Origin of the sequence: Bacillus sp. ATD, assembly GCF_050585765.1 — a bacterium.
GTDB classification, from domain to species: Bacteria; Bacillota; Bacilli; order Bacillales; family Bacillaceae; genus Bacillus; species Bacillus stercoris.
In genome coordinates, this window is sequence record NZ_JBOBQH010000002.1 from 159,106 (window position 1) to 179,765 (window position 20,660).

The window sequence follows — 20,660 nt, forward strand, 5'->3', positions numbered from 1 at the left end:
GGCAACACAACATTTGGAGGGAACAACGTGGAACGAATATCATGGAATCAATACTTTATGGCTCAAAGCCATTTATTGGCGCTGCGCAGCACCTGTCCGAGATTATCTGTCGGCGCTACTATAGTCAGAGACAAACGCATGATTGCAGGAGGCTATAACGGGTCAATCGCCGGCGGCGTGCATTGTGCCGACGAAGGATGCTTAATGATAGATGATCATTGTGCAAGAACGATTCACGCTGAAATGAATGCGATTCTACAATGCTCTAAGTTTGGGGTACCGACTGATGGAGCGGAGATTTATGTGACGCATTATCCGTGCATTCAATGCTGCAAATCTATTATTCAAGCGGGTATCAAAACGGTTTATTATGCTGAGGATTACAAAACTCATCCGTATGCGCAGGAATTATTTGAACAGGCGGGTGTAACTGTTGAACAGGTTGAACTCGATGAAATGATCGTTGATTTGAAAAACAGGGAAAAGCTTTCATTTGTAGCGGGTCTTATAGGGAAATTGGCCGATGCCGGTTTAGCGGAGGAAGAATTGAAAAAGATACATGAACAGGCGAATACACTTTTCACGAGCTACGTGTGATGAATGCGTAATTCGCGTTTGTTATTGCCTATGGCGGCAGCTTCGGCAACGGCTGGAATTACTGCCGCCGCTTATTTCCCCGCTACTTTTTTATTCATCCTCTTTCTCCTCATCATTTTAATCAAAACGAGGCACGCTTTTCTTCTTATTGTTTGTTTCTTCTCTTTTATATTGTTTTTTGTACTGTATGCAGTCACAGATTCTCAGAATGTCTCTTCCTATCGGCAGGGAACCTATCAATTAAAGGCAGTGATTGACACTATTCCCAAAATTGACGGCGACCGTATGTCTATGATCGTTAAGACACCTGATAAGGAAAAATGGGCTGCTGCGTATCGCATTCAGTCTGCTGATGAAAAAGAACAGCTGTTATACATAGAATCAGGAATGTCATGTGAGTTGACTGGTACATTGGAAGAACCGAATCACGCAACTGTGCCGGGTGCATTTGATTATAACGAGTATCTTTATCGGCAGCATATTTATTGGAACTACTCTGTCACGTCTATCCAAAACTGCAGCGAACCTGAAAATTTCAAGTATAAGGTGCTCAGCTTGAGAAAACATATCATATCATTCACAAACAGCCTTCTGCCTCCTGATTCGGCAGGAATTGTACAGGCACTTACAGTTGGTGACAGATTTTATGTGGAGGACGAAGTGCTTACCGCGTATCAAAAGCTTGGTGTTGTCCATCTCTTGGCGATTTCAGGGCTCCACGTTGGGATTTTGACAGCGGGATTGTTTTTTATCATGATCCGTGTCGGTATAACAAGAGAAAAGGCGTCAATTCTGTTGCTATTATTTCTGCCGCTCTATGTGATGTTGACCGGCGCTGCTCCTTCAGTGCTTCGCGCCGCTTTAATGTCAGGTGTTTACTTAGCTGGAGATCTCGTCAAATGGCGTGTCCGCTCGGCAACGGCAATCTGTCTCTCATATATCGCCCTTCTGCTCTTCAATCCTTATCATCTCTTTGAAGCCGGTTTTCAGCTATCGTTCGCCGTCAGTTTTTCTTTAATTCTTTCCTCTTCTATTTTTCAGCAGGTAAAAACCTCCTTGGGTCAGCTGGCAATTGTATCACTCATCGCTCAGCTCGGATCGCTTCCGATTCTCCTGTATCATTTTCATCAGTTTTCAATCATCAGCATACCGATGAATATGTTGTTGGTTCCATTTTATACGTTCTGTATTTTGCCGGGGGCTGTAGCAGGTGTTCTTCTATTAAGTCTTTCCGCTTCATTTGGCAGATTGTTTTTCAGTTGGTTTGATTTCTTGATAAGTTGGACCAATAAGCTGATCACAAAAATCGCAGATATTGATGTGTTCACGCTTATCATCGCACGTCCCGCGCCTGTTCTTCTCTTTTTATTCACAGTGACGATCATCCTATTGCTGATGTCGATTGAAAAACGCTCCTTTTCTCAGTTGATGGTAACCAGCGGCATTTGCTGCTCGGTGCTGTTTCTTCTCTTTGCATCTCCGCGTCTTAGTCCCGAAGGAGAAGTGGATATGATTGATATTGGGCAGGGGGACAGCATGTATGTAGGTGCTCCGCATCAGCGGGGACATGTCTTAATCGATACTGGCGGCACTTTGTCTTACTCGTCAGAGCCTTGGCGCGAAAAACAACATCCGTTTTCACTGGGAGAAAAGGTGCTGATTCCGTTTTTAACTGCTAAAGGAATCAAACAGCTTGATGCTTTAATTCTGACGCACGCTGACCAAGATCATATCGGAGAGGCGGAGACTTTACTGAAGCATCATAAAGTAAAGCGCCTCGTGATTCCGAAAGGGTTCGTTTCTGAACCTAAAGATGAAAAAGTGCTGCAGGCAGCCAGAGAAGAGGGAGTGGTAATTGAAGAGGTGAAGCGAGGCGATGTATTGCAAATAAAGGATTTGCAGTTCCATATACTGTCACCGAGAGCACCTGATCCGGCAAGCAAAAATAATTCATCTCTCGTTCTGTGGATGGAAATGGGCGGTATGAGCTGGATCTTGACGGGTGATCTGGAGAAAGAAGGGGAACAAGAGGTGATGAAGGTGTTTCCGAATATAAAAGCAGATGTGTTAAAGGTGGGGCACCATGGGAGCAAAGGCTCTACCGGTGAAGAATTCATCAAACAGCTTCAGCCGAAAACGGCCATTATCTCAGCCGGGAAAAACAATCGGTATCACCATCCTCATCAAGAAGTTCTGCAGATATTACAAAGACATTCTATCCGTGTGCTGCGTACAGATCAAAACGGAACGATCCAATATAGATATCAAAACAGAGTTGGAACCTTTTCTGTCTATCCTCCATATGATACATCAGATATAACAGAGACGAACTAAAAAAAGACTGCCGAGAAATCAGCAGCCCGGGCAGTCGCTGTTATGAACCAACCAGGTGAATAACCGTTGCCATGACAAACAAGAAGGCGAAAAATCCGAAGGACACAACAAAACCAACAGCTGAGTCTACAGCATCATTTCGTTTGCTTTGAACGTTTTTTTCAAAATCATTCAACTTTATCCCTCCTGACTGATTTAAGTATAATCGAATCGTTTTGAAAAATCTAGAAGCTTAGGTAACGTTTTCTGTTCTGGTGATTATCGCCTTTTTACAAGCTGTCCCGGGGGCTTGCGAACAGGCGTTTAATATAAATGGGGAAGCAGCAGTCAGGCTTCCTCTTTACTATTTTGCAAACTCAATTTAGGATAGAAGGGGATGATGAAAGAGAGGAAGTCGTACAACAATGGTATTTGATGTGTGGAAAAGCCTGAAAAAAGGAGATGTCCATCCGGTTTATTGCTTATACGGAAAAGAGACATATCTGCTGCAGGAAACCGTCAGCAGGATCAGACAGACGGTCGTTGATCAGGAGACAAAGGATTTCAATCTATCCGTTTTTGATCTGGAAGAGGACCCGCTGGATCAAGCGATTGCAGATGCTGAAACGTTTCCGTTTATGGGGGAGCGGCGTCTTGTCATTGTGAAAAATCCATATTTTTTAACAGGTGAAAAGAAAAAAGAAAAACTGGAGCACAACATAAGTGCGCTTGAATCGTATATACAATCGCCTGCGCCTTATACAGTTTTTGTCCTGCTTGCTCCGTATGAAAAGCTTGATGAGCGGAAAAAGCTGACGAAAGCGTTAAAGAAGCACGCGTTTATGATGGAGGCGAAGGAATTAAACGCAAAGGAGACAACAGACTTTACTGTCAACCTTGCAAAAACAGAGCATAAAACAATTGGCATTGAAGCGGCGGAGCATTTGGTTCTGCTTGTGAATGGACATCTGTCATCGATTTTTCAGGAGATTCAAAAGCTCTGCACGTTTATTGGAGACCGTGAAGAAATTACGCTGGATGATGTGAAAATGCTTGTTGCTAGAAGCCTTGAACAAAATATTTTTGAGCTGATCAATAAAATCGTCAACCGAAAACGAACTGAGAGTCTGCAAATTTTTTATGATTTGCTTAAACAAAATGAAGAACCGATCAAGATCATGGCGCTTATTTCGAACCAGTTCCGGCTGATTCTGCAGACAAAGTACTTTGCGGAACAGGGGTACGGACAAAAACAAATCGCGTCTAATCTAAAAGTTCACCCATTTCGGGTAAAGCTGGCGATGGATCAAGCGAGGCTTTTTTCAGAGGAGGAGCTCCGTTCTATCATTGAGCAGCTTGCCGTCATGGACTATGAGATGAAAACCGGTAAAAAGGACAAGCAGCTCCTGCTCGAACTGTTCCTTTTACAGCTGTTAAAAAGAAATGAAAAAAACGATCCCCATTATTGAGGATCGTTTTTATATTATGCAGAAAGTCCGTTCACTTTTTTCGCTAGTCTTGATTTGTATCGAGCTGCGGTATTTTTGTGTACAAGACCTGTTTTCACTGCTTTATCAATACGTTTAGCTGCTTCAGTAAGAGCAGTTTTCGCTTTGTCAGCTTCGTTGTTGGCAACAGAAGCTTCAACTTGTTTGATTGCAGTACGCATAGCAGATTTGATTGTCGCGTTATGAACGCGGCGTTCGTTGTTTGTTTTTGTACGTTTAATCGCTGATTTAATGTTTGGCATGTGTTTCACCTCCTAAGATACAACCTGTAGCACAGTGTCTTAAGGTTAAATCTTCTTCACAATAGAACAAATTGTATTCTATCAAACACATCTTTAGATTGCAATATAAATGTAAAGTATTTTTCATTGAAGGCTCTCTTTTTAGCATGATTCATTCAGCAAATGGCAACAATATAGGTACTTAATGTGAAGGAGGCCCCTGTATGAAAAAGAGTGAGCTGGATGTGAATCAGTATTTGATACGTACCGATTTGGCAGTGGAAACGAAGGAAGCAATGGCCAATCAGCAGGCTGTGCCGACAAAAGAAATTAAAGGATTTATTGAAAAAGAGCGTGATCACGGCGGCATTAAAATCCGCACAGTTGATGTTACAAAGGAAGGCGCGGAGCTTTCGGGGAAAAAAGAAGGGCGCTATTTAACGCTTGAGGCACAGGGAATCAGGGAGAATGATTCGGAAATGCAGGAAAAGGTCTCTGCTGTCTTTGCAGAGGAATTCTCTGCTTTTCTTGAAAACCTTAATATCTCAAAAGATGCGAGCTGTTTGATCGTTGGACTCGGCAACTGGAACGTGACACCTGACGCGCTTGGGCCGATGGCTGTAGAAAATCTGTTGGTAACAAGGCACTTATTTAAGCTTCAGCCGGAAAACGTACAGGAGGGGTATAGGCCTGTCAGTGCATTTGCACCGGGTGTCATGGGGATTACAGGAATCGAAACAAGCGACATTATTAAAGGTGTGGTTGAGCAATCGAAGCCTGATTTTGTCATTGCTATTGACGCATTGGCGGCACGGGCGGTGGAAAGGGTCAACACAACCATTCAGATATCAGATACAGGCATTCACCCAGGATCTGGGGTGGGGAATAAACGAAAAGATTTAAGCAAAGACACACTTGGTGTTCCGGTTATTGCTATCGGTGTTCCGACAGTAGTTGATGCCGTGACAATTGCCAGCGACACGGTGGACTACATATTAAAACATTTTGGCAGAGAAATGAAGGATAACAGTCCATCAAGATCACTTGTTCCAGCTGGCATGACGTTTGGGAAAAAGAAAGTGCTCACTGAAGAAGATCTTCCAGATGAAAAGCAGCGCCAATCGTTTCTGGGTATTGTCGGAACCCTTCATGAAGATGAAAAACGGCAGCTTATTCACGAGGTGCTTTCGCCTTTAGGGCACAACTTAATGGTTACGCCGAAGGAAGTCGATTCATTTATCGATGACATGGCAAATGTTTTAGCGAACGGATTAAACACAGCGCTTCATGAAAAAGTATCACAAGAAAACAAAGGCTCCTACAATCACTAAACAGTTCTACTTCCTCTAGCTTGTTCATAGAGTAATTACTAGACAAGCGCTGGAGGGATTCAATGAGAAATAAACGCAGAAACAGACAAATTGTTGTTGCGGTAAATGGCGGGAAAGCGGTAAAAGCCATCTTTCTATTTATCGTAAGCCTTATCGTGATTTTTGTTCTATCCGGTGTGCTGACGTCTCTCCGGCCGGAACTCAGGCCGTCGTCCGACTCTTTTTATGGGATTGCTGAAGAATTGCCGGGTGACGTGTTTGCACACTTGCTGCGGATGGAAAACCATTATTTTGCTTCTGACCTTTCTGAAACCGACAGCTCATTTCATCTTTCGCGTCTATCTTTAAAGCTGGCGACGAGCATTAACCTCGAAGATCCGCGGAGCTTTCTCGGCCGGGAGCTGCCGGGGTTTGCACAATTTGATACCGAGATTCTGTTAGCTGGACAAGGCACGGATTATACGAATATGCCTGCGGAATCGCCGCCGCCGTCTAAGGTGATGGAAGAAGAAAGAGAAGCGAATTTGGCAGAGATTGAAAAACAGCAGACGCAATCAGACAATGGGCAAAAAGATCCGCCGAAACAAACAACAGGTGACAAAAAGGTCGTGTTTATCTATCATACGCACAATACGGAATCATATCTCCCTCTATTAAAAGGCGAGACTAATCCTGATATGGCGCGCCATTCTAAAGCCAACGTCACGCTTGTAGGAGATATGTTCGGAAAAGCGCTTGAATCCCAAGGTATCGGAGCCACAGTGAATAAAACCGATATACAGTCGAAACTGAATAAAAAAGGCTTAAACTATGCAAGGTCTTATGATGAATCAAGACCGGTCGTGAAAGACGCTCTCACTACAAATAAAAATCTGCAATATATCATTGATATCCACAGAGACTCACGACGCAAAAAAGACACGACCGCAACGATTAAAGGGAAAAGCTATGCCAGGGTATCCTTCGTCGTCGGGAAAAAAAGCAAAAACTTCGAAGAAAACTATAAAATTGCGAGCGAGCTTCATAAACTGATGGAGAAAAAATACCCTGGACTAAGTACAGGTGTCTTTTCCAAAGGTTCGCCAGGCGATAACGGTGTTTACAATCAAGATTTAACAGACAGAGCGCTTTTGCTCGAATTTGGCGGAGTAGATAATAATCTCGAAGAGCTGCAGCGTGCGGCTAACGCGGCAGCGGATGTATTCAGCGAAATGTATTGGGATGCTGAAAAGGTCAACGCGAAGAGCGGTGAGACGAAAAAACAATAAGAAATAGGTGGTTGATTTGATTGCATACTTTGGAAAGTGCTTACTGCTTGTTACGATCATGTTTTTAGGCGTTCTGTTTGGCATGCAGCAGGCAAACAACGGGATGCTGAGTATGAAAGGCTATCATGATCCTTCTCTGAAGGGGGCGTTTACGCTCACCGACGGAAAAGGGAATGAAAAAGAAGCCTCGATTCTAGGAGAAACAGTCACAGCAAAAGATTTAGAAGAAAAACAAAAAGAGCTTGAACAGGTGGAAACATTCAATATGTTCTCAAAAGCCGGAAAAGCGCTTTCGGATACCGTAACCAATACTGCCCAGTCAATGTATGAATGGATACGGGATATGAATCAATAGGTATGTGGAAGAGAAAAGCAGCCCAGATATGACGGGGGACTTTTCTCTTTCTTGTTTTACATTGAATCTTTACAATCCTATTGATATAATCTAAGCTAATGTATTTTGCGTTTAATAGTAGGAGTGATAGATTGTGACAGATAAAGAAAAGCGTTTAGAGAGGCAGTCGAGAATACGGAATTTCTCTATCATTGCCCATATTGACCACGGAAAATCGACCTTAGCGGATCGTATTTTAGAAAAAACGTCGGCAATCACTCAACGAGAAATGAAAGAACAATTGCTCGATTCTATGGATCTTGAACGTGAGCGGGGCATAACCATTAAGTTAAACTCTGTTCAGCTTAAATATAAAGCAAAAGACGGAGAGGAATATATTTTTCATCTGATCGACACGCCGGGACACGTCGACTTCACGTATGAAGTATCCCGAAGCCTTGCTGCCTGCGAGGGAGCGATTCTAGTCGTGGATGCAGCCCAGGGGATTGAAGCGCAGACGCTCGCCAATGTCTACTTAGCGCTTGACAACGATCTTGAAATCCTTCCGGTCATCAATAAAATCGACCTTCCGAGCGCCGAACCGGAACGCGTACGCCAAGAGGTAGAAGACGTTATCGGCCTTGATGCGTCAGAAGCCGTGCTTGCTTCCGCAAAAGCAGGAATCGGGATCGAGGAGATTTTAGAGCAAATCGTAGAAAAGGTGCCCGCTCCGACCGGAGATCCAGAGGCACCGCTAAAAGCGCTGATTTTCGACTCGCTTTATGACGCCTACCGCGGTGTCGTGGCGTATATCAGAGTTGTAGAAGGAACGGTAAAGCCGGGTCAAAAAATCAAAATGATGGCAACCGGCAAAGAATTCGAAGTAACAGAGGTCGGCGTGTTCACGCCGAAAGCGACTCCGACAAATGAACTGACTGTCGGTGATGTAGGCTTCCTGACTGCATCAATTAAAAATGTCGGTGACACACGTGTCGGTGATACAATAACGAGCGCTGCCAATCCTGCAGAAGAAGCGCTGCCGGGATACCGCAAGCTAAACCCGATGGTGTACTGTGGTTTGTATCCGATTGATACAGCGAAGTACAATGATTTAAGGGAGGCCCTTGAAAAGCTTGAGCTGAATGATTCATCCCTTCAATATGAAGCGGAAACTTCGCAAGCGCTTGGATTTGGGTTCCGCTGCGGATTTTTAGGCATGCTCCACATGGAGATCATTCAGGAGCGTATTGAGCGTGAGTTCAACATTGACCTGATTACGACAGCGCCAAGTGTTATCTATGACGTGTATATGACAGACGGCGAAAAGGTCGTTGTCGACAACCCATCCAACATGCCGGACCCTCAAAAGATCGAACGGGTTGAGGAGCCATACGTAAAAGCGACGATGATGGTGCCGAATGACTATGTCGGCGCTGTAATGGAGCTTTGCCAAGGAAAACGCGGCAATTTCATTGATATGCAGTATTTAGACGCAAACCGTGTCAGCATCATTTATGATATGCCATTAGCGGAAATCGTATATGAGTTTTTTGACCAGCTGAAATCAAGCACTAAAGGCTATGCGTCCTTTGATTATGAACTGATCGGCTACAAACCGTCTAAACTTGTCAAGATGGACATTATGCTGAATGGTGAAAAAATCGATGCCCTTTCCTTTATCGTGCATCGTGATTACGCATATGAGCGCGGAAAAGTGATCGTTGAAAAACTGAAAGAACTTATTCCGCGCCAGCACTTTGAAGTACCGATTCAAGCGGCGATCGGCCAGAAAATCGTGGCCCGCTCTACCATAAAAGCAATGCGTAAAAACGTATTGGCTAAATGTTACGGAGGGGACATCTCGCGGAAACGAAAGCTTCTTGAAAAACAAAAAGAAGGAAAACGCCGAATGAAGCAGGTCGGCTCAGTTGAAGTGCCGCAAGAAGCATTTATGGCGGTCCTGAAAATGGACGACAGTCCGAAAAAATAATAGAAGCCGCCGCAGTCCTGTACTGCGGCTTCTTTCTGTAAAGAAGGTGAATCCGTTGAAATCAGCTTATATCCATATTCCATTTTGTGAGCATATTTGCCACTACTGCGATTTCAATAAATATTTTATTCAAAGTCAGCCTGTCGACGAGTATTTAAACGCACTCGAACAGGAAATGATAAATACATTAGCAAAAACTGGGCAGCCAGACCTCAAAACAATCTTTATCGGAGGAGGCACGCCGACCTCCCTGTCTGAGGAACAGCTCAAAAAGCTGATGGACATGGTCAATCGCGTGCTGAAGCCATCAAGCGACTTATCGGAATTTGCAGTAGAAGCGAATCCGGACGACTTGTCCGCAGAGAAATTAAAGATATTAAAAGAAGCAGGCGTAAACCGCCTCAGCTTTGGTGTTCAAACATTCGAAGACGATCTGTTAGAAAAAATCGGCCGAGTGCATAAGCAAAAAGATGTATTCGCCTCTTTTGAAAGAGCGCGGGAAATCGGTTTTGAGAATATCAGTCTTGATCTAATGTTCGGGCTCCCGGGGCAAACCCTCAAGCATCTGGAACATTCCATAGACACTGCTTTATCACTGGATGCCGAGCATTATTCCGTATACTCCCTTATTGTAGAACCGAAAACGGTATTTTATAATTTGATGCAAAAAGGGCGGCTTCATCTTCCGCCGCAGGAGCAGGAAGCTGAAATGTATGAGATGGTGATGAGCCGGATGGAAGCTCACGATATTCATCAATATGAAATCAGCAACTTTGCTAAGGCGGGCATGGAATCCAAGCACAATCTGACGTATTGGAGCAACGAACAATATTTTGGTTTCGGAGCAGGGGCCCACGGATATATCGGCGGCACACGAACAGTGAACGTCGGACCTGTTAAGCATTACATTGACCTGATTGCTGAAAAGGGTTTTCCGTACAGAGATACACATGAAGTGACAACAGAAGAACAGATTGAGGAAGAAATGTTTTTAGGTTTGAGAAAAACAGCCGGAGTCAGCAAAAAACGATTCGCAGAAAAATACGGCCGTTCCCTGGATGGACTTTTCCCAAACGTATTAAAAGACCTCGCTGAAAAAGGGCTGATTCACAATTCGGAGTCTGCCGTTTATTTGACTCATCAAGGGAAATTATTAGGCAATGAAGTTTTTGGCGCTTTTTTGGGTGAGTTATAATTGACATTTTTCTTGTGGTTTGATACTTTTGTTATAGAATTAGCACTCACTTATTGAGAGTGCTAACAGAGGTGATGATGATGTTAACAAATCGTCAGCTGCTGATCCTTCAGGTTATAATCAACGATTTTATTAAATCGGCACAGCCGGTAGGATCGAGAACTCTTTCGAAAAAAGATGAAATCACATTTAGCTCTGCAACAATTAGAAACGAGATGGCTGACTTGGAGGAATTGGGCTTTATTGAAAAAACCCATTCATCCTCAGGGCGTGTTCCGTCAGAAAAAGGGTATCGGTACTATGTTGACCATTTGCTGTCACCCGTTAAACTGACGAAAAGCGACCTGGACCAAATCCACTCGATCTTCAAAGAGAAAATTTTCGAGCTGGAGAAGACAGTTCAAAAATCAGCGCAAATTTTGTCCGATCTGACGAATTACACATCCATCGTACTCGGGCCGAAGCTGAGTGAGAATTACCTTAAACAGATTCAAATCATACCGATTCAGCCTGATATGGCGGTAGCGATTCTCGTTACCAATACGGGGCATGTGGAAAACAAAACGATTAACTTTCCGGCCAAAATGGATCTGTCTGATATTGAAAAACTGGTAAATATACTGAACGACCGTTTAAGCGGCGTTCCAATGGATGAACTGAATGAGCGCATATTTAAGGAAGTTGTCATGTACCTAAGACAGCACATTAAGAACTATGACAATATACTCGATGCGCTTCGTTCAACCTTTCATTCCACAAATCACGTCGAAAAGTTGTTTTTTGGCGGAAAAATCAATATGCTAAATCAGCCGGAGTTCCATGATATTACCCGAGTTCGGTCGCTGCTTTCATTAATTGAGAAGGAACAGGATGTTCTCAAGCTGGTTCAATCCCCGCACACGGGAATTTCGATTAAAATCGGGAAAGAAAACGACTATGAAGAGATGGAAAACTGCAGTCTGATTACGGCTTCTTATTCCGTAGACCAGAAACAGATCGGCTCAATTGCGATCATCGGTCCGACCCGCATGAATTATTCCAGGGTTGTCAGCCTGCTTCAGCATGTGACTTCGGACTTGTCAAAAGCATTAACAAATTTGTATGATGAATAAGGGAATTTTGGCAAATTTTATCGAAGGGCAGCGCCTGCTCTTCTCCTTACACTTTGAGGGAGGTGAACACAATGTCAGAAGAAAAACAAACCGTTGAACAAAACGAAACAGAAGAGCAAGAAATCATTGAAGAACAAGCTGCTGCTGATGAACAGCAGGAGGAAACAAATGAAAGCGAACTTCTTCAAAATCAAATTAACGAATTGCAAGGTTTGCTTGAGGAAAAAGAAAACAAACTTTTGCGTGTTCAAGCAGACTTTGAAAACTATAAACGACGCAGCCGTTTAGAGATGGAAGCGTCCCAAAAATACCGTTCTCAAAATATCGTGACTGATTTGCTGCCGGCTCTTGACAGCTTTGAACGAGCGCTTCAGGTTGAAACCGACAATGAACAGACGAAAAGTTTGCTCCAGGGAATGGAAATGGTCCACCGTCAGCTCGTAGAAGCCTTGAAAAAAGAAGGCGTCGAAGCCATCGAAGCTGTAGGGCAGGAATTTGATCCTAATCTGCACCAAGCCGTTATGCAGGCTGAAGACGAAAATTACGGCTCCAACATTGTTGTTGAGGAAATGCAAAAAGGCTATAAGCTGAAGGATCGCGTCATTCGCCCTTCCATGGTCAAAGTGAATCAATAATTACATAGCAGGAGGTTATTCAAGTGAGTAAAGTTATCGGAATCGACTTAGGAACAACAAACTCATGTGTGGCAGTGCTTGAAGGCGGCGAGCCTAAAGTTATTGCTAACGCTGAAGGAAACCGCACAACGCCATCAGTTGTTGCATTCAAAAACGGCGAACGCCAAGTAGGGGAAGTGGCTAAACGCCAATCTATCACAAACCCTAACACAATCATGTCTGTTAAACGCCATATGGGTACTGACTATAAAGTGGAAATTGAAGGGAAAGATTACACTCCTCAAGAAGTGTCTGCTATCATCCTTCAACACCTTAAATCATACGCTGAAAGCTATCTTGGCGAAACAGTATCAAAAGCAGTTATCACAGTTCCTGCTTACTTTAACGATGCTGAGCGTCAAGCGACAAAAGACGCTGGTAAAATTGCAGGTCTTGAAGTAGAACGTATCATCAACGAACCTACTGCAGCAGCGCTTGCATACGGACTTGATAAAACAGATGAAGATCAAACGATCCTAGTATACGACCTTGGCGGCGGTACATTCGACGTTTCAATCCTTGAACTTGGCGACGGTGTATTCGAAGTTCGTTCAACTGCAGGTGACAACCGTCTGGGCGGGGACGATTTTGACCAAGTCATCATCGATCACCTTGTATCTGAATTCAAAAAAGAAAACGGCATTGATCTGTCAAAAGACAAAATGGCGCTTCAACGTTTGAAAGACGCAGCTGAAAAAGCGAAAAAAGATCTTTCCGGGGTATCTTCTACGCAAATTTCTTTACCGTTTATCACAGCTGGAGAAGCAGGACCGCTTCACCTTGAACTTACATTAACTCGCGCTAAATTCGAAGAGCTTTCTTCTCATTTAGTAGAGCGCACAATGGGTCCTGTCCGTCAAGCGCTTCAAGATGCAGGACTTTCTGCAAGCGAAATCGACAAAGTTATCCTTGTCGGCGGATCAACTCGTATCCCTGCCGTACAAGAAGCAATCAAAAAAGAAACTGGAAAAGAAGCGCATAAAGGCGTAAACCCAGATGAAGTTGTGGCGCTTGGTGCTGCGATTCAGGGCGGCGTTATCACTGGTGACGTAAAAGACGTAGTTCTTCTTGACGTTACACCGCTTTCTCTCGGTATCGAAACAATGGGCGGCGTGTTCACTAAACTGATCGACCGCAATACGACGATCCCGACAAGCAAATCTCAAGTGTTCTCAACTGCTGCTGATAACCAAACAGCTGTTGATATCCATGTTCTTCAAGGTGAGCGCCCAATGTCTGCCGACAACAAAACACTCGGCCGCTTCCAGCTTACTGATATCCCGCCAGCACCGCGCGGCGTACCGCAAATCGAAGTTTCTTTCGATATTGACAAAAACGGTATCGTAAACGTAAGAGCGAAAGACTTAGGCACAGGAAAAGAACAAAATATTACAATCAAATCTTCTTCAGGTCTTTCTGATGATGAGATCGAACGCATGGTAAAAGAAGCGGAAGAAAATGCTGACGCTGATGCGAAGAAAAAAGAAGAAATCGAAGTCCGCAACGAAGCAGATCAGCTTGTTTTCCAAACTGAGAAAACATTAAAAGATCTTGAAGGCAAAGTGGATGAAGAACAAGTGAAAAAAGCCAACGATGCCAAAGACGCTTTAAAAGCGGCGATTGAGAAAAACGAATTTGAAGAGATCAAAGCGAAAAAAGATGAGCTTCAAGCAATCGTCCAAGAGCTTTCTATGAAGCTTTATGAAGAAGCTGCTAAAGCACAGCAAGCTCAAGGCGGAGCAAACGCTGAAGGCAAAGCGGATGACAACGTTGTCGACGCTGAATACGAAGAAGTAAACGACGACCAAAACAAAAAATAAATTCTTTTTAAAGTCAGTCCCGCTTCCGGGGCTGACAGAAAAGAACACATTTCATAATCTGATTCAATGATTAGAAAGTCAAAGTCAGGCATCTCTTGGCTTTGACTTTTTTTCTTGCCCGGGATAAAAGGAATTGAAAAATCATAATTCAAAATGATACAATCTAATTTATGTGAGAAATTCGGGAGAGTGAAGCGAGATGAGTAAGCGTGATTACTATGAAGTGCTGGGAGTAAGTAAGAGCGCTTCAAAGGATGAAATTAAAAAAGCTTATCGGAAGCTGTCAAAAAAATATCATCCAGATATTAATAAAGAAGCCGGATCAGATGAAAAATTTAAAGAGGTAAAAGAAGCGTACGAAGCGCTGTCAGATGACCAAAAACGTGCGCATTACGACCAATTTGGGCATACTGATCCTAATCAGGGCTTCGGCGGCGGAGGTTTTGGCGGCGGCGATTTCGGCGGTTTTGGTTTCGATGATATTTTTTCAAGTATTTTCGGCGGAGGCACAAGACGAAGAGATCCAAACGCACCGCGCCAAGGTGCCGATTTGCAATATACGATGACCCTGTCGTTCGAGGATGCCGCTTTCGGTAAAGAAACAACGATTGAAATTCCGCGCGAGGAAACGTGCGACACATGTAAAGGCTCAGGTGCGAAACCTGGAACAAACCCGGAAACGTGTTCCCACTGCGGAGGCTCCGGCCAGTTAAACGTGGAGCAAAATACGCCGTTTGGAAAAGTCGTGAACAGACGGGTCTGCCACCACTGTGAAGGTACGGGCAAAATTATTAAAGACAAATGTGCGGATTGCGGCGGCAAAGGAAAAATCAAAAAACGCAAAAAAATCAACGTGACAATTCCAGCCGGTGTAGATGACGGACAGCAGCTTCGTCTCTCGGGACAGGGTGAACCAGGAGTAAACGGCGGCCCTGCAGGGGATTTATTTGTCGTGTTCCACGTGCGCGCCCACGAGTTTTTCGAGCGTGACGGCGATGATATTTACTGTGAAATGCCGTTAACGTTTGCTCAGGCTGCTCTTGGAGATGAGGTAGAAGTTCCGACGCTGCATGGAAAAGTGAAATTGAAAATTCCAGCCGGTACACAAACAGGAACGAAATTCAGATTAAGAGGAAAAGGCGTTCAAAATGTCAGGGGCTATGGACAGGGTGACCAGCATATCGTCGTCCGCGTCGTTACGCCGACAAACCTGACAGATAAACAAAAAGACATTATCCGCGAATTTGCCGAAGTCAGCGGAAACCTGCCTGACGAACAGGAAATGAGTTTCTTTGACAAGGTAAAACGCGCGTTTAAAGGCGATTAATTATTGGATGAGGAGTTGGTAGTTTTGAAATGGTCCGAATTAAGCATTCACACAACACATGAAGCGGTCGAACCTATCTCAAATATATTGCATGAAGCTGGTGCAAGTGGGGTTGTGATAGAGGACCCGCTTGATTTAATTAAAGAACGTGAGAATGTGTACGGGGAAATCTACCAGCTCGACCCCAATGATTACCCAGATGAGGGTGTCATTGTCAAAGCATATCTGCCGGTTAACAGTTTTCTGGGCGAAACTGTAGACGGCATTAAAGAAACGATTAATAATCTCCTTCTTTACAATATTGATTTGGGCAGAAACCACATCACTATTTCTGAAGTAAATGAAGAAGAGTGGGCGACTGCCTGGAAAAAGTATTATCATCCTGTGAAAATTTCTGAAAAGTTTACAATTGTGCCGACGTGGGAGGAATATACGCCGGTCCATACTGATGAACTGATTATTGAAATGGACCCGGGAATGGCTTTCGGCACAGGGACACATCCAACAACCGTACTCTGCATTCAGGCGCTTGAACGCTTTGTGCAAAAGGGTGATAAGGTGATTGATGTCGGCACTGGTTCGGGAATTTTAAGTATTGCGGCTGCAATGCTAGAGGCTGAATCGGTTCATGCCTACGATCTTGATCCCGTGGCTGTAGAAAGTGCACGCCTCAATCTCAAGCTGAACAAAGTCAGCGATATTGCTCAAGTGAAGCAAAACAATTTGTTAGACGGGATTGAAGGGGAACATGATGTAATTGTGGCCAATATTTTGGCTGAAGTCATTCTTCGCTTTACTTCACAAGCGTACAGCCTGTTAAAAGAGGGCGGCCACTTTATTACGTCAGGAATCATCGGTCATAAAAAACAAGAAGTAAAAGAAGCACTGGAACAAGCTGGCTTTACCATTGTAGAAATCCTTTCAATGGAAGATTGGGTCAGCATTATTGCGAAAAAATAACAGTTAGTAGGTGTCACAGCGTATGCAACGATATTTTATCGAGCTCACGAAGCAGCAAATAAAGGAAGCGCCGGCTTTTTCGATTACCGGCGAAGATGTTCATCATATTGTAAACGTGATGAGAATGAATGAGGGAGATCAGATCATCTGCTGCTCTCGAGACGGCTTCGAGGCAAAATGTGAACTTCAATCTGTTTCCAAAGATAAAGTGTCCTGCCTTGTGATGGAATGGACGAATGAAAACAGAGAGCTTCCGATAAAGATCTATATTGCGAGCGGCCTCCCGAAAGGAGATAAGCTTGAATGGATTATCCAAAAGGGAACTGAGCTCGGAGCTCATGCCTTTATTCCTTTCCAAGCCGCGCGTTCTGTTGTCAAGCTGGATGACAAAAAGGCAAAGAAAAAGCGGGAAAGATGGACGAAAATTGCGAAGGAAGCGGCTGAACAATCGTACCGTAACGAAGTGCCGCAAGTGATGGATGTCCATTCTTTTCAGCAGCTTCTTCAAAGGATGCAGGATTTCGATAAATGTGTCGTTGCATACGAGGAGTCATCGAAGCAAGGGGAAATAAGCGCATTCAGCGCGGTTGTAAGCAGCCTTCCGAAAGGATCATCTCTTTTGATCGTATTTGGTCCCGAAGGCGGTTTAACAGAAGCGGAGGTTGAACGGCTCACTGAGAAAGACGGTGTGTCGTGCGGCCTTGGACCGAGAATTTTAAGGACAGAAACCGCTCCGCTATATGCGTTGAGTGCGATTTCTTATCAAACAGAGTTATTAAGAGGTGATCAGTAATGGCAACTGTTGCTTTCCATACGCTTGGCTGTAAGGTCAACCATTATGAAACAGAAGCAATCTGGCAGCTTTTCAAAGAAGCGGGCTATGAAAGAAGAGACTTTGAACAAACAGCTGATGTATATGTCATTAATACATGTACAGTAACTAATACTGGAGATAAAAAAAGCCGCCAAGTGATCAGACGCGCCATTCGTCAAAATCCTGACGGTGTCATCTGTGTCACAGGCTGCTACGCGCAAACCTCACCTGCTGAGATTATGGCGATCCCTGGTGTCGATATTGTAGTTGGAACACAGGACCGTGAAAAAATGCTTGGCTACATCGACCAATACCGTGAAGAACGCCAGCCGATTAACGGCGTAAGCAACATCATGAAAGCAAGAGTATATGAAGAGCTCGATGTGCCTGCTTTCACGGACCGGACAAGAGCGTCATTGAAAATACAGGAGGGCTGCAATAATTTCTGCACATTCTGTATCATTCCGTGGGCGCGCGGCCTGCTACGCTCCCGTGACCCTGAAGAAGTCATTAAACAAGCGCAGCAGCTTGTCAATGCCGGCTATAAAGAAATTGTTCTTACAGGTATTCACACGGGCGGCTACGGCGAGGATATGAAAGATTACAACTTCGCTAAGCTTTTAAGCGAATTAGACTCTCGTGTAGAAGGCGTGAAACGGATCAGAATTTCTTCAATTGAAGCCAGCCAAATCACTGACGAAGTGATCGAAGTCTTAGACCGCTCAGATAAGATAGTGAATCATTTGCATATTCCTATCCAATCCGGATCAAACACAGTGCTTAAACGGATGAGACGCAAATATACAATGGAATTCTTTGCAGACCGTTTAAACAAATTGAAAAAAGCACTGCCAGGCTTAGCTGTTACTTCTGATGTAATTGTAGGGTTCCCTGGTGAAACGGAAGAAGAATTTATGGAAACCTATAACTTTATTAAAGAACATAAATTCTCTGAACTGCATGTTTTCCCTTATAGTAAACGTACAGGAACACCAGCTGCGCGAATGGAAGACCAAGTGGATGAAAACGTGAAAAACGAACGTGTGCACCGCCTGATTGCTCTTTCTGACCAGCTTGCAAAGGAATACGCTTCTCAGTATGAAAATGAAGTGCTTGAGATTATCCCTGAGGAAGCGTTTAAGGAAACAGAAGAAGAAAATATGTTTGTCGGTTACACAGACAATTATATGAAGGTTGTTTTCAAAGGCACGGAAGATATGATCGGCAAAATTGTAAAAGTCAAAATCCTGAAAGCAGGTTATCCTTACAACGAAGGGCAATTTGTCCGCGTTGTTGAGGATGAAATAACTGAACATATGCGTTTGTCTTCTTAACCTAAAAAACCGGTGCATTTAAAATGTCCCGGTTTTTTATTTAGCTGGGATTAGAAGGTGAATCAATCGGTAAAACAAGTTTGTAAGCGGAAGAAATAAAAGAGCTGTCACTACATTAAATAAAAGGCTGAAATGGGCAATCCTTTGGGCGGGATCGGGTGATAACTGTTCTACAAAGCCAGTCGCTGCGGTCAGAAAAGGCAATACTAGAGCCACGCCTAGCACATTAAACACCACATGGGCATACGCTGTCTGTTTCGCCGCATATCCGCCGGATACAGCCGCCATGACAGCTGTAATGCATGTCCCGATATTTGATCCGAGCACAACGCTCATCGCCTGTGTCAATCCGATAATCCCTTCATTCATAAAACTCATTAAAATGCCGATACAGACAGAGCTGGAATGAATGATGGCAGTTAACACCATTCCGATGAGCAAAGCTGACCAGTTTGAATCGTTAACGTGGTATAGAACGTCGGCGCCCGTTTTCAGCTTTGTCAGCGGCCCGGCAAGGTGGCTGAATCCACTGATGCAAAAGAAGATGATGCCCAATCCGAGGAAGCTTGTTCCCAGCTGTTTTAAAGGATACCTGCCAGTCAGAAAAAACAATAAACCGCCTATTAAAAGAACCCAAATCAAAATATCCATTTTGATGGCAATAAATTCAGTTGTAAAAGTAGAGCCAACATTTGTCCCCAGAATCATCGGTATCGTCCGCTTAAAAGAAAGAACGCCTGCACTGACAAAGCCGATGACAATGACCATAAAGGCTGAACTGCTCTGAAGTATCCCCGTAAATACAATGCTGATAAGAAACGCTTTTAGCGGGTGATCCGTAAATAATAGCAAACGGTCTTCAATTTTTGAGTACGCCATCGATATTAAGCCTTTTCGAAGCATATTCATGCCTGCGAGAAAGAATAATATAAGAGCTGTAAAACTGATCAGAATCAACATCCTATTCACCAACCCCTTTCCATCATTATATAGACAGGCAGTCTCACTCATGACGGAAAAGTGAACTCACTTAGTTGACCTGACTGATGGCTTATATTATAATGTCAAAGTACATGTTTATATGTGTAACTTAAAGGTAGTCGATTGGTGTATTCGGAGGGAGGGAAAGAGAATGTCAAAAACGGTCGTTAGAAAAAACGAATCGCTTGAAGATGCTCTTCGTCGCTTCAAACGCAGTGTATCAAAGACAGGTACTTTGCAAGAAGCAAGAAAGCGTGAATTTTATGAAAAGCCTAGCGTAAAGCGCAAGAAAAAGTCTGAAGCTGCTAGAAAACGCAAATTCTAAAAGAGGGTGGATTTATGAGTCTTCTTGAGCGTCTCAACCAGGATATGAAGCTGTATATGAAAAACCGTGAGAAAGACAAACTGACTGTCGTTCGAATGGTTAAGGCTTCACTTCAAAATGAAGCAATTAAGCTTAAGAAAGACAGTTTGACCGAGGATGAGGAACTCACTGTCCTTTCTCGTGAACTTAAGCAACGTAAAGACTCCCTCCAGGAATTTTCAAACGCTAATCGTTTAGATTTAGTAGATAAAGTTCAAAAAGAGCTGGACATTTTAGAAGTTTATTTACCTGAGCAGCTGTCAGAAGAAGAGCTGCGTACAATCGTAAATGAAACCATCGCAGAGGTCGGTGCGAGCTCAAAAGCGGACATGGGCAAAGTGATGGGGGCAATTATGCCTAAAGTAAAAGGTAAAGCTGACGGAAGTTTAATTAATAAGCTTGTGAGCAGTCAACTGTCTTAAATGGCAAAGAAAAGGACATCTTTCTAAGAGAGATGTCTTTTTTTATACATAAAAAAATGAAACCTTTGATACATTTGTTACGTATGAAGAGAAGG

General features: G+C 43.7%; 21 protein-coding genes. 18 read left to right on the top strand and 3 right to left on the bottom strand.

Translation table 11 applies throughout. From position 1 onward, the window contains the following. Positions 1–27: 27 nt before the first annotated feature. Positions 28–597, top strand: coding sequence for a ComE operon protein 2 (locus ACQXR1_RS05275; RefSeq protein WP_003229978.1), 570 nt, complete (start codon positions 28–30; stop codon positions 595–597). A 3-nt stretch (positions 598–600) separates the two neighbouring features. After that, entirely contained in the window at positions 601–2,931 is a 2,331-nt protein-coding gene (locus tag ACQXR1_RS05280) for a DNA internalization-related competence protein ComEC/Rec2 (protein WP_416723173.1), read from the top strand. Positions 2,932–2,971: 40 nt separating this feature from the next. Here the strand turns inward: ACQXR1_RS05280 and ACQXR1_RS05285 are convergent, their stop codons facing one another. Beyond that, a complete protein-coding gene (locus tag ACQXR1_RS05285; RefSeq protein WP_003229983.1) occupies positions 2,972–3,106 on the bottom strand; it encodes a YqzM family protein in 135 nt (44 codons plus the stop codon). A 76-nt stretch (positions 3,107–3,182) separates the two neighbouring features. Between ACQXR1_RS05285 and ACQXR1_RS05290 the strand changes: the two genes are divergently transcribed. Beyond that, positions 3,183–3,296 carry a hypothetical protein gene (locus tag ACQXR1_RS05290; protein ID WP_122060479.1) on the top strand — a complete coding sequence of 38 codons (114 nt, stop codon included), beginning with the start codon at positions 3,183–3,185 and terminating at the stop codon, positions 3,294–3,296. Between the two features lie 39 nt (positions 3,297–3,335). Next, complete coding sequence (gene holA / locus ACQXR1_RS05295; protein ID WP_416723172.1) at positions 3,336–4,379, top strand: DNA polymerase III subunit delta; 1,044 nt, start codon at positions 3,336–3,338, stop codon at positions 4,377–4,379. Between the two features lie 14 nt (positions 4,380–4,393). On the opposite strand, the gene rpsT is transcribed toward holA, so the two are convergent. Continuing rightward, entirely contained in the window at positions 4,394–4,660 is a 267-nt protein-coding gene (gene rpsT / locus ACQXR1_RS05300) for a 30S ribosomal protein S20 (RefSeq protein ID WP_003229989.1), read from the bottom strand. A 203-nt stretch (positions 4,661–4,863) separates the two neighbouring features. Between rpsT and gpr the strand changes: the two genes are divergently transcribed. The 12 genes from gpr (at position 4,864) to mtaB (ending at position 18,798) form a co-directional block, all read left to right on the top strand. Beyond that, complete coding sequence (gene gpr / locus ACQXR1_RS05305; protein ID WP_069149897.1) at positions 4,864–5,970, top strand: GPR endopeptidase; 1,107 nt, start codon at positions 4,864–4,866, stop codon at positions 5,968–5,970. Positions 5,971–6,032: 62 nt separating this feature from the next. Beyond that, positions 6,033–7,238 (top strand): spore autolysin SpoIIP, encoded by a 1,206-nt coding sequence (gene spoIIP / locus ACQXR1_RS05310; RefSeq protein WP_040082576.1) that lies wholly within the window; start codon positions 6,033–6,035, stop codon positions 7,236–7,238. 16 nt (positions 7,239–7,254) lie between these two features. Next, a complete protein-coding gene (locus ACQXR1_RS05315) occupies positions 7,255–7,593 on the top strand; it encodes a YqxA family protein (protein WP_014664663.1) in 339 nt (112 codons plus the stop codon). 133 nt (positions 7,594–7,726) lie between these two features. After that, positions 7,727–9,562, top strand: coding sequence for a translation elongation factor 4 (lepA, locus tag ACQXR1_RS05320; protein ID WP_014664662.1), 1,836 nt, complete (start codon positions 7,727–7,729; stop codon positions 9,560–9,562). A gap of 55 nt (positions 9,563–9,617) precedes the next feature. After that, positions 9,618–10,757: a radical SAM family heme chaperone HemW gene (gene hemW, locus ACQXR1_RS05325; protein WP_326273235.1), complete on the top strand. Its 1,140-nt coding sequence runs from the start codon at positions 9,618–9,620 to the stop codon at positions 10,755–10,757. 80 nt (positions 10,758–10,837) lie between these two features. Continuing rightward, complete coding sequence (hrcA, locus tag ACQXR1_RS05330; RefSeq protein WP_003226167.1) at positions 10,838–11,869, top strand: heat-inducible transcriptional repressor HrcA; 1,032 nt, start codon at positions 10,838–10,840, stop codon at positions 11,867–11,869. 71 nt (positions 11,870–11,940) lie between these two features. Further along, on the top strand, positions 11,941–12,504 hold the full coding sequence (gene grpE / locus ACQXR1_RS05335; protein WP_014664659.1) for a nucleotide exchange factor GrpE: 564 nt from the start codon (positions 11,941–11,943) through the stop codon (positions 12,502–12,504). Between the two features lie 23 nt (positions 12,505–12,527). Continuing rightward, positions 12,528–14,363 (top strand): molecular chaperone DnaK, encoded by a 1,836-nt coding sequence (gene dnaK, locus ACQXR1_RS05340; protein WP_014114462.1) that lies wholly within the window; start codon positions 12,528–12,530, stop codon positions 14,361–14,363. A gap of 199 nt (positions 14,364–14,562) precedes the next feature. Beyond that, positions 14,563–15,690: a molecular chaperone DnaJ gene (gene dnaJ, locus ACQXR1_RS05345; protein ID WP_014114461.1), complete on the top strand. Its 1,128-nt coding sequence runs from the start codon at positions 14,563–14,565 to the stop codon at positions 15,688–15,690. A 24-nt stretch (positions 15,691–15,714) separates the two neighbouring features. Further along, on the top strand, positions 15,715–16,650 hold the full coding sequence (gene prmA / locus ACQXR1_RS05350) for a 50S ribosomal protein L11 methyltransferase (protein WP_004398884.1): 936 nt from the start codon (positions 15,715–15,717) through the stop codon (positions 16,648–16,650). 22 nt (positions 16,651–16,672) lie between these two features. Beyond that, positions 16,673–17,443 carry a 16S rRNA (uracil(1498)-N(3))-methyltransferase gene (locus tag ACQXR1_RS05355; RefSeq protein ID WP_430771832.1) on the top strand — a complete coding sequence of 257 codons (771 nt, stop codon included), beginning with the start codon at positions 16,673–16,675 and terminating at the stop codon, positions 17,441–17,443. Beyond that, positions 17,443–18,798 carry a tRNA (N(6)-L-threonylcarbamoyladenosine(37)-C(2))-methylthiotransferase MtaB gene (gene mtaB / locus ACQXR1_RS05360; RefSeq protein ID WP_069149893.1) on the top strand — a complete coding sequence of 452 codons (1,356 nt, stop codon included), beginning with the start codon at positions 17,443–17,445 and terminating at the stop codon, positions 18,796–18,798. The genes ACQXR1_RS05355 and mtaB overlap by 1 nt, the downstream gene beginning before the upstream one ends. Positions 18,799–18,834: 36 nt before the next feature. Here the strand turns inward: mtaB and ACQXR1_RS05365 are convergent, their stop codons facing one another. After that, on the bottom strand, positions 18,835–19,758 hold the full coding sequence (locus ACQXR1_RS05365) for a Na/Pi symporter (RefSeq protein WP_014664654.1): 924 nt from the start codon (positions 19,756–19,758) through the stop codon (positions 18,835–18,837). 172 nt (positions 19,759–19,930) lie between these two features. Here ACQXR1_RS05365 and rpsU point away from each other — a divergent pair, with 172 nt between their 5' ends. Together rpsU and ACQXR1_RS05375 are read left to right on the top strand one after the other, a co-directional pair. Then, entirely contained in the window at positions 19,931–20,104 is a 174-nt protein-coding gene (rpsU, locus tag ACQXR1_RS05370; RefSeq protein WP_003152957.1) for a 30S ribosomal protein S21, read from the top strand. A gap of 14 nt (positions 20,105–20,118) precedes the next feature. Continuing rightward, complete coding sequence (locus ACQXR1_RS05375) at positions 20,119–20,565, top strand: GatB/YqeY domain-containing protein (protein ID WP_003230022.1); 447 nt, start codon at positions 20,119–20,121, stop codon at positions 20,563–20,565. The last annotated feature ends 95 nt before the right edge of the window (positions 20,566–20,660 follow it).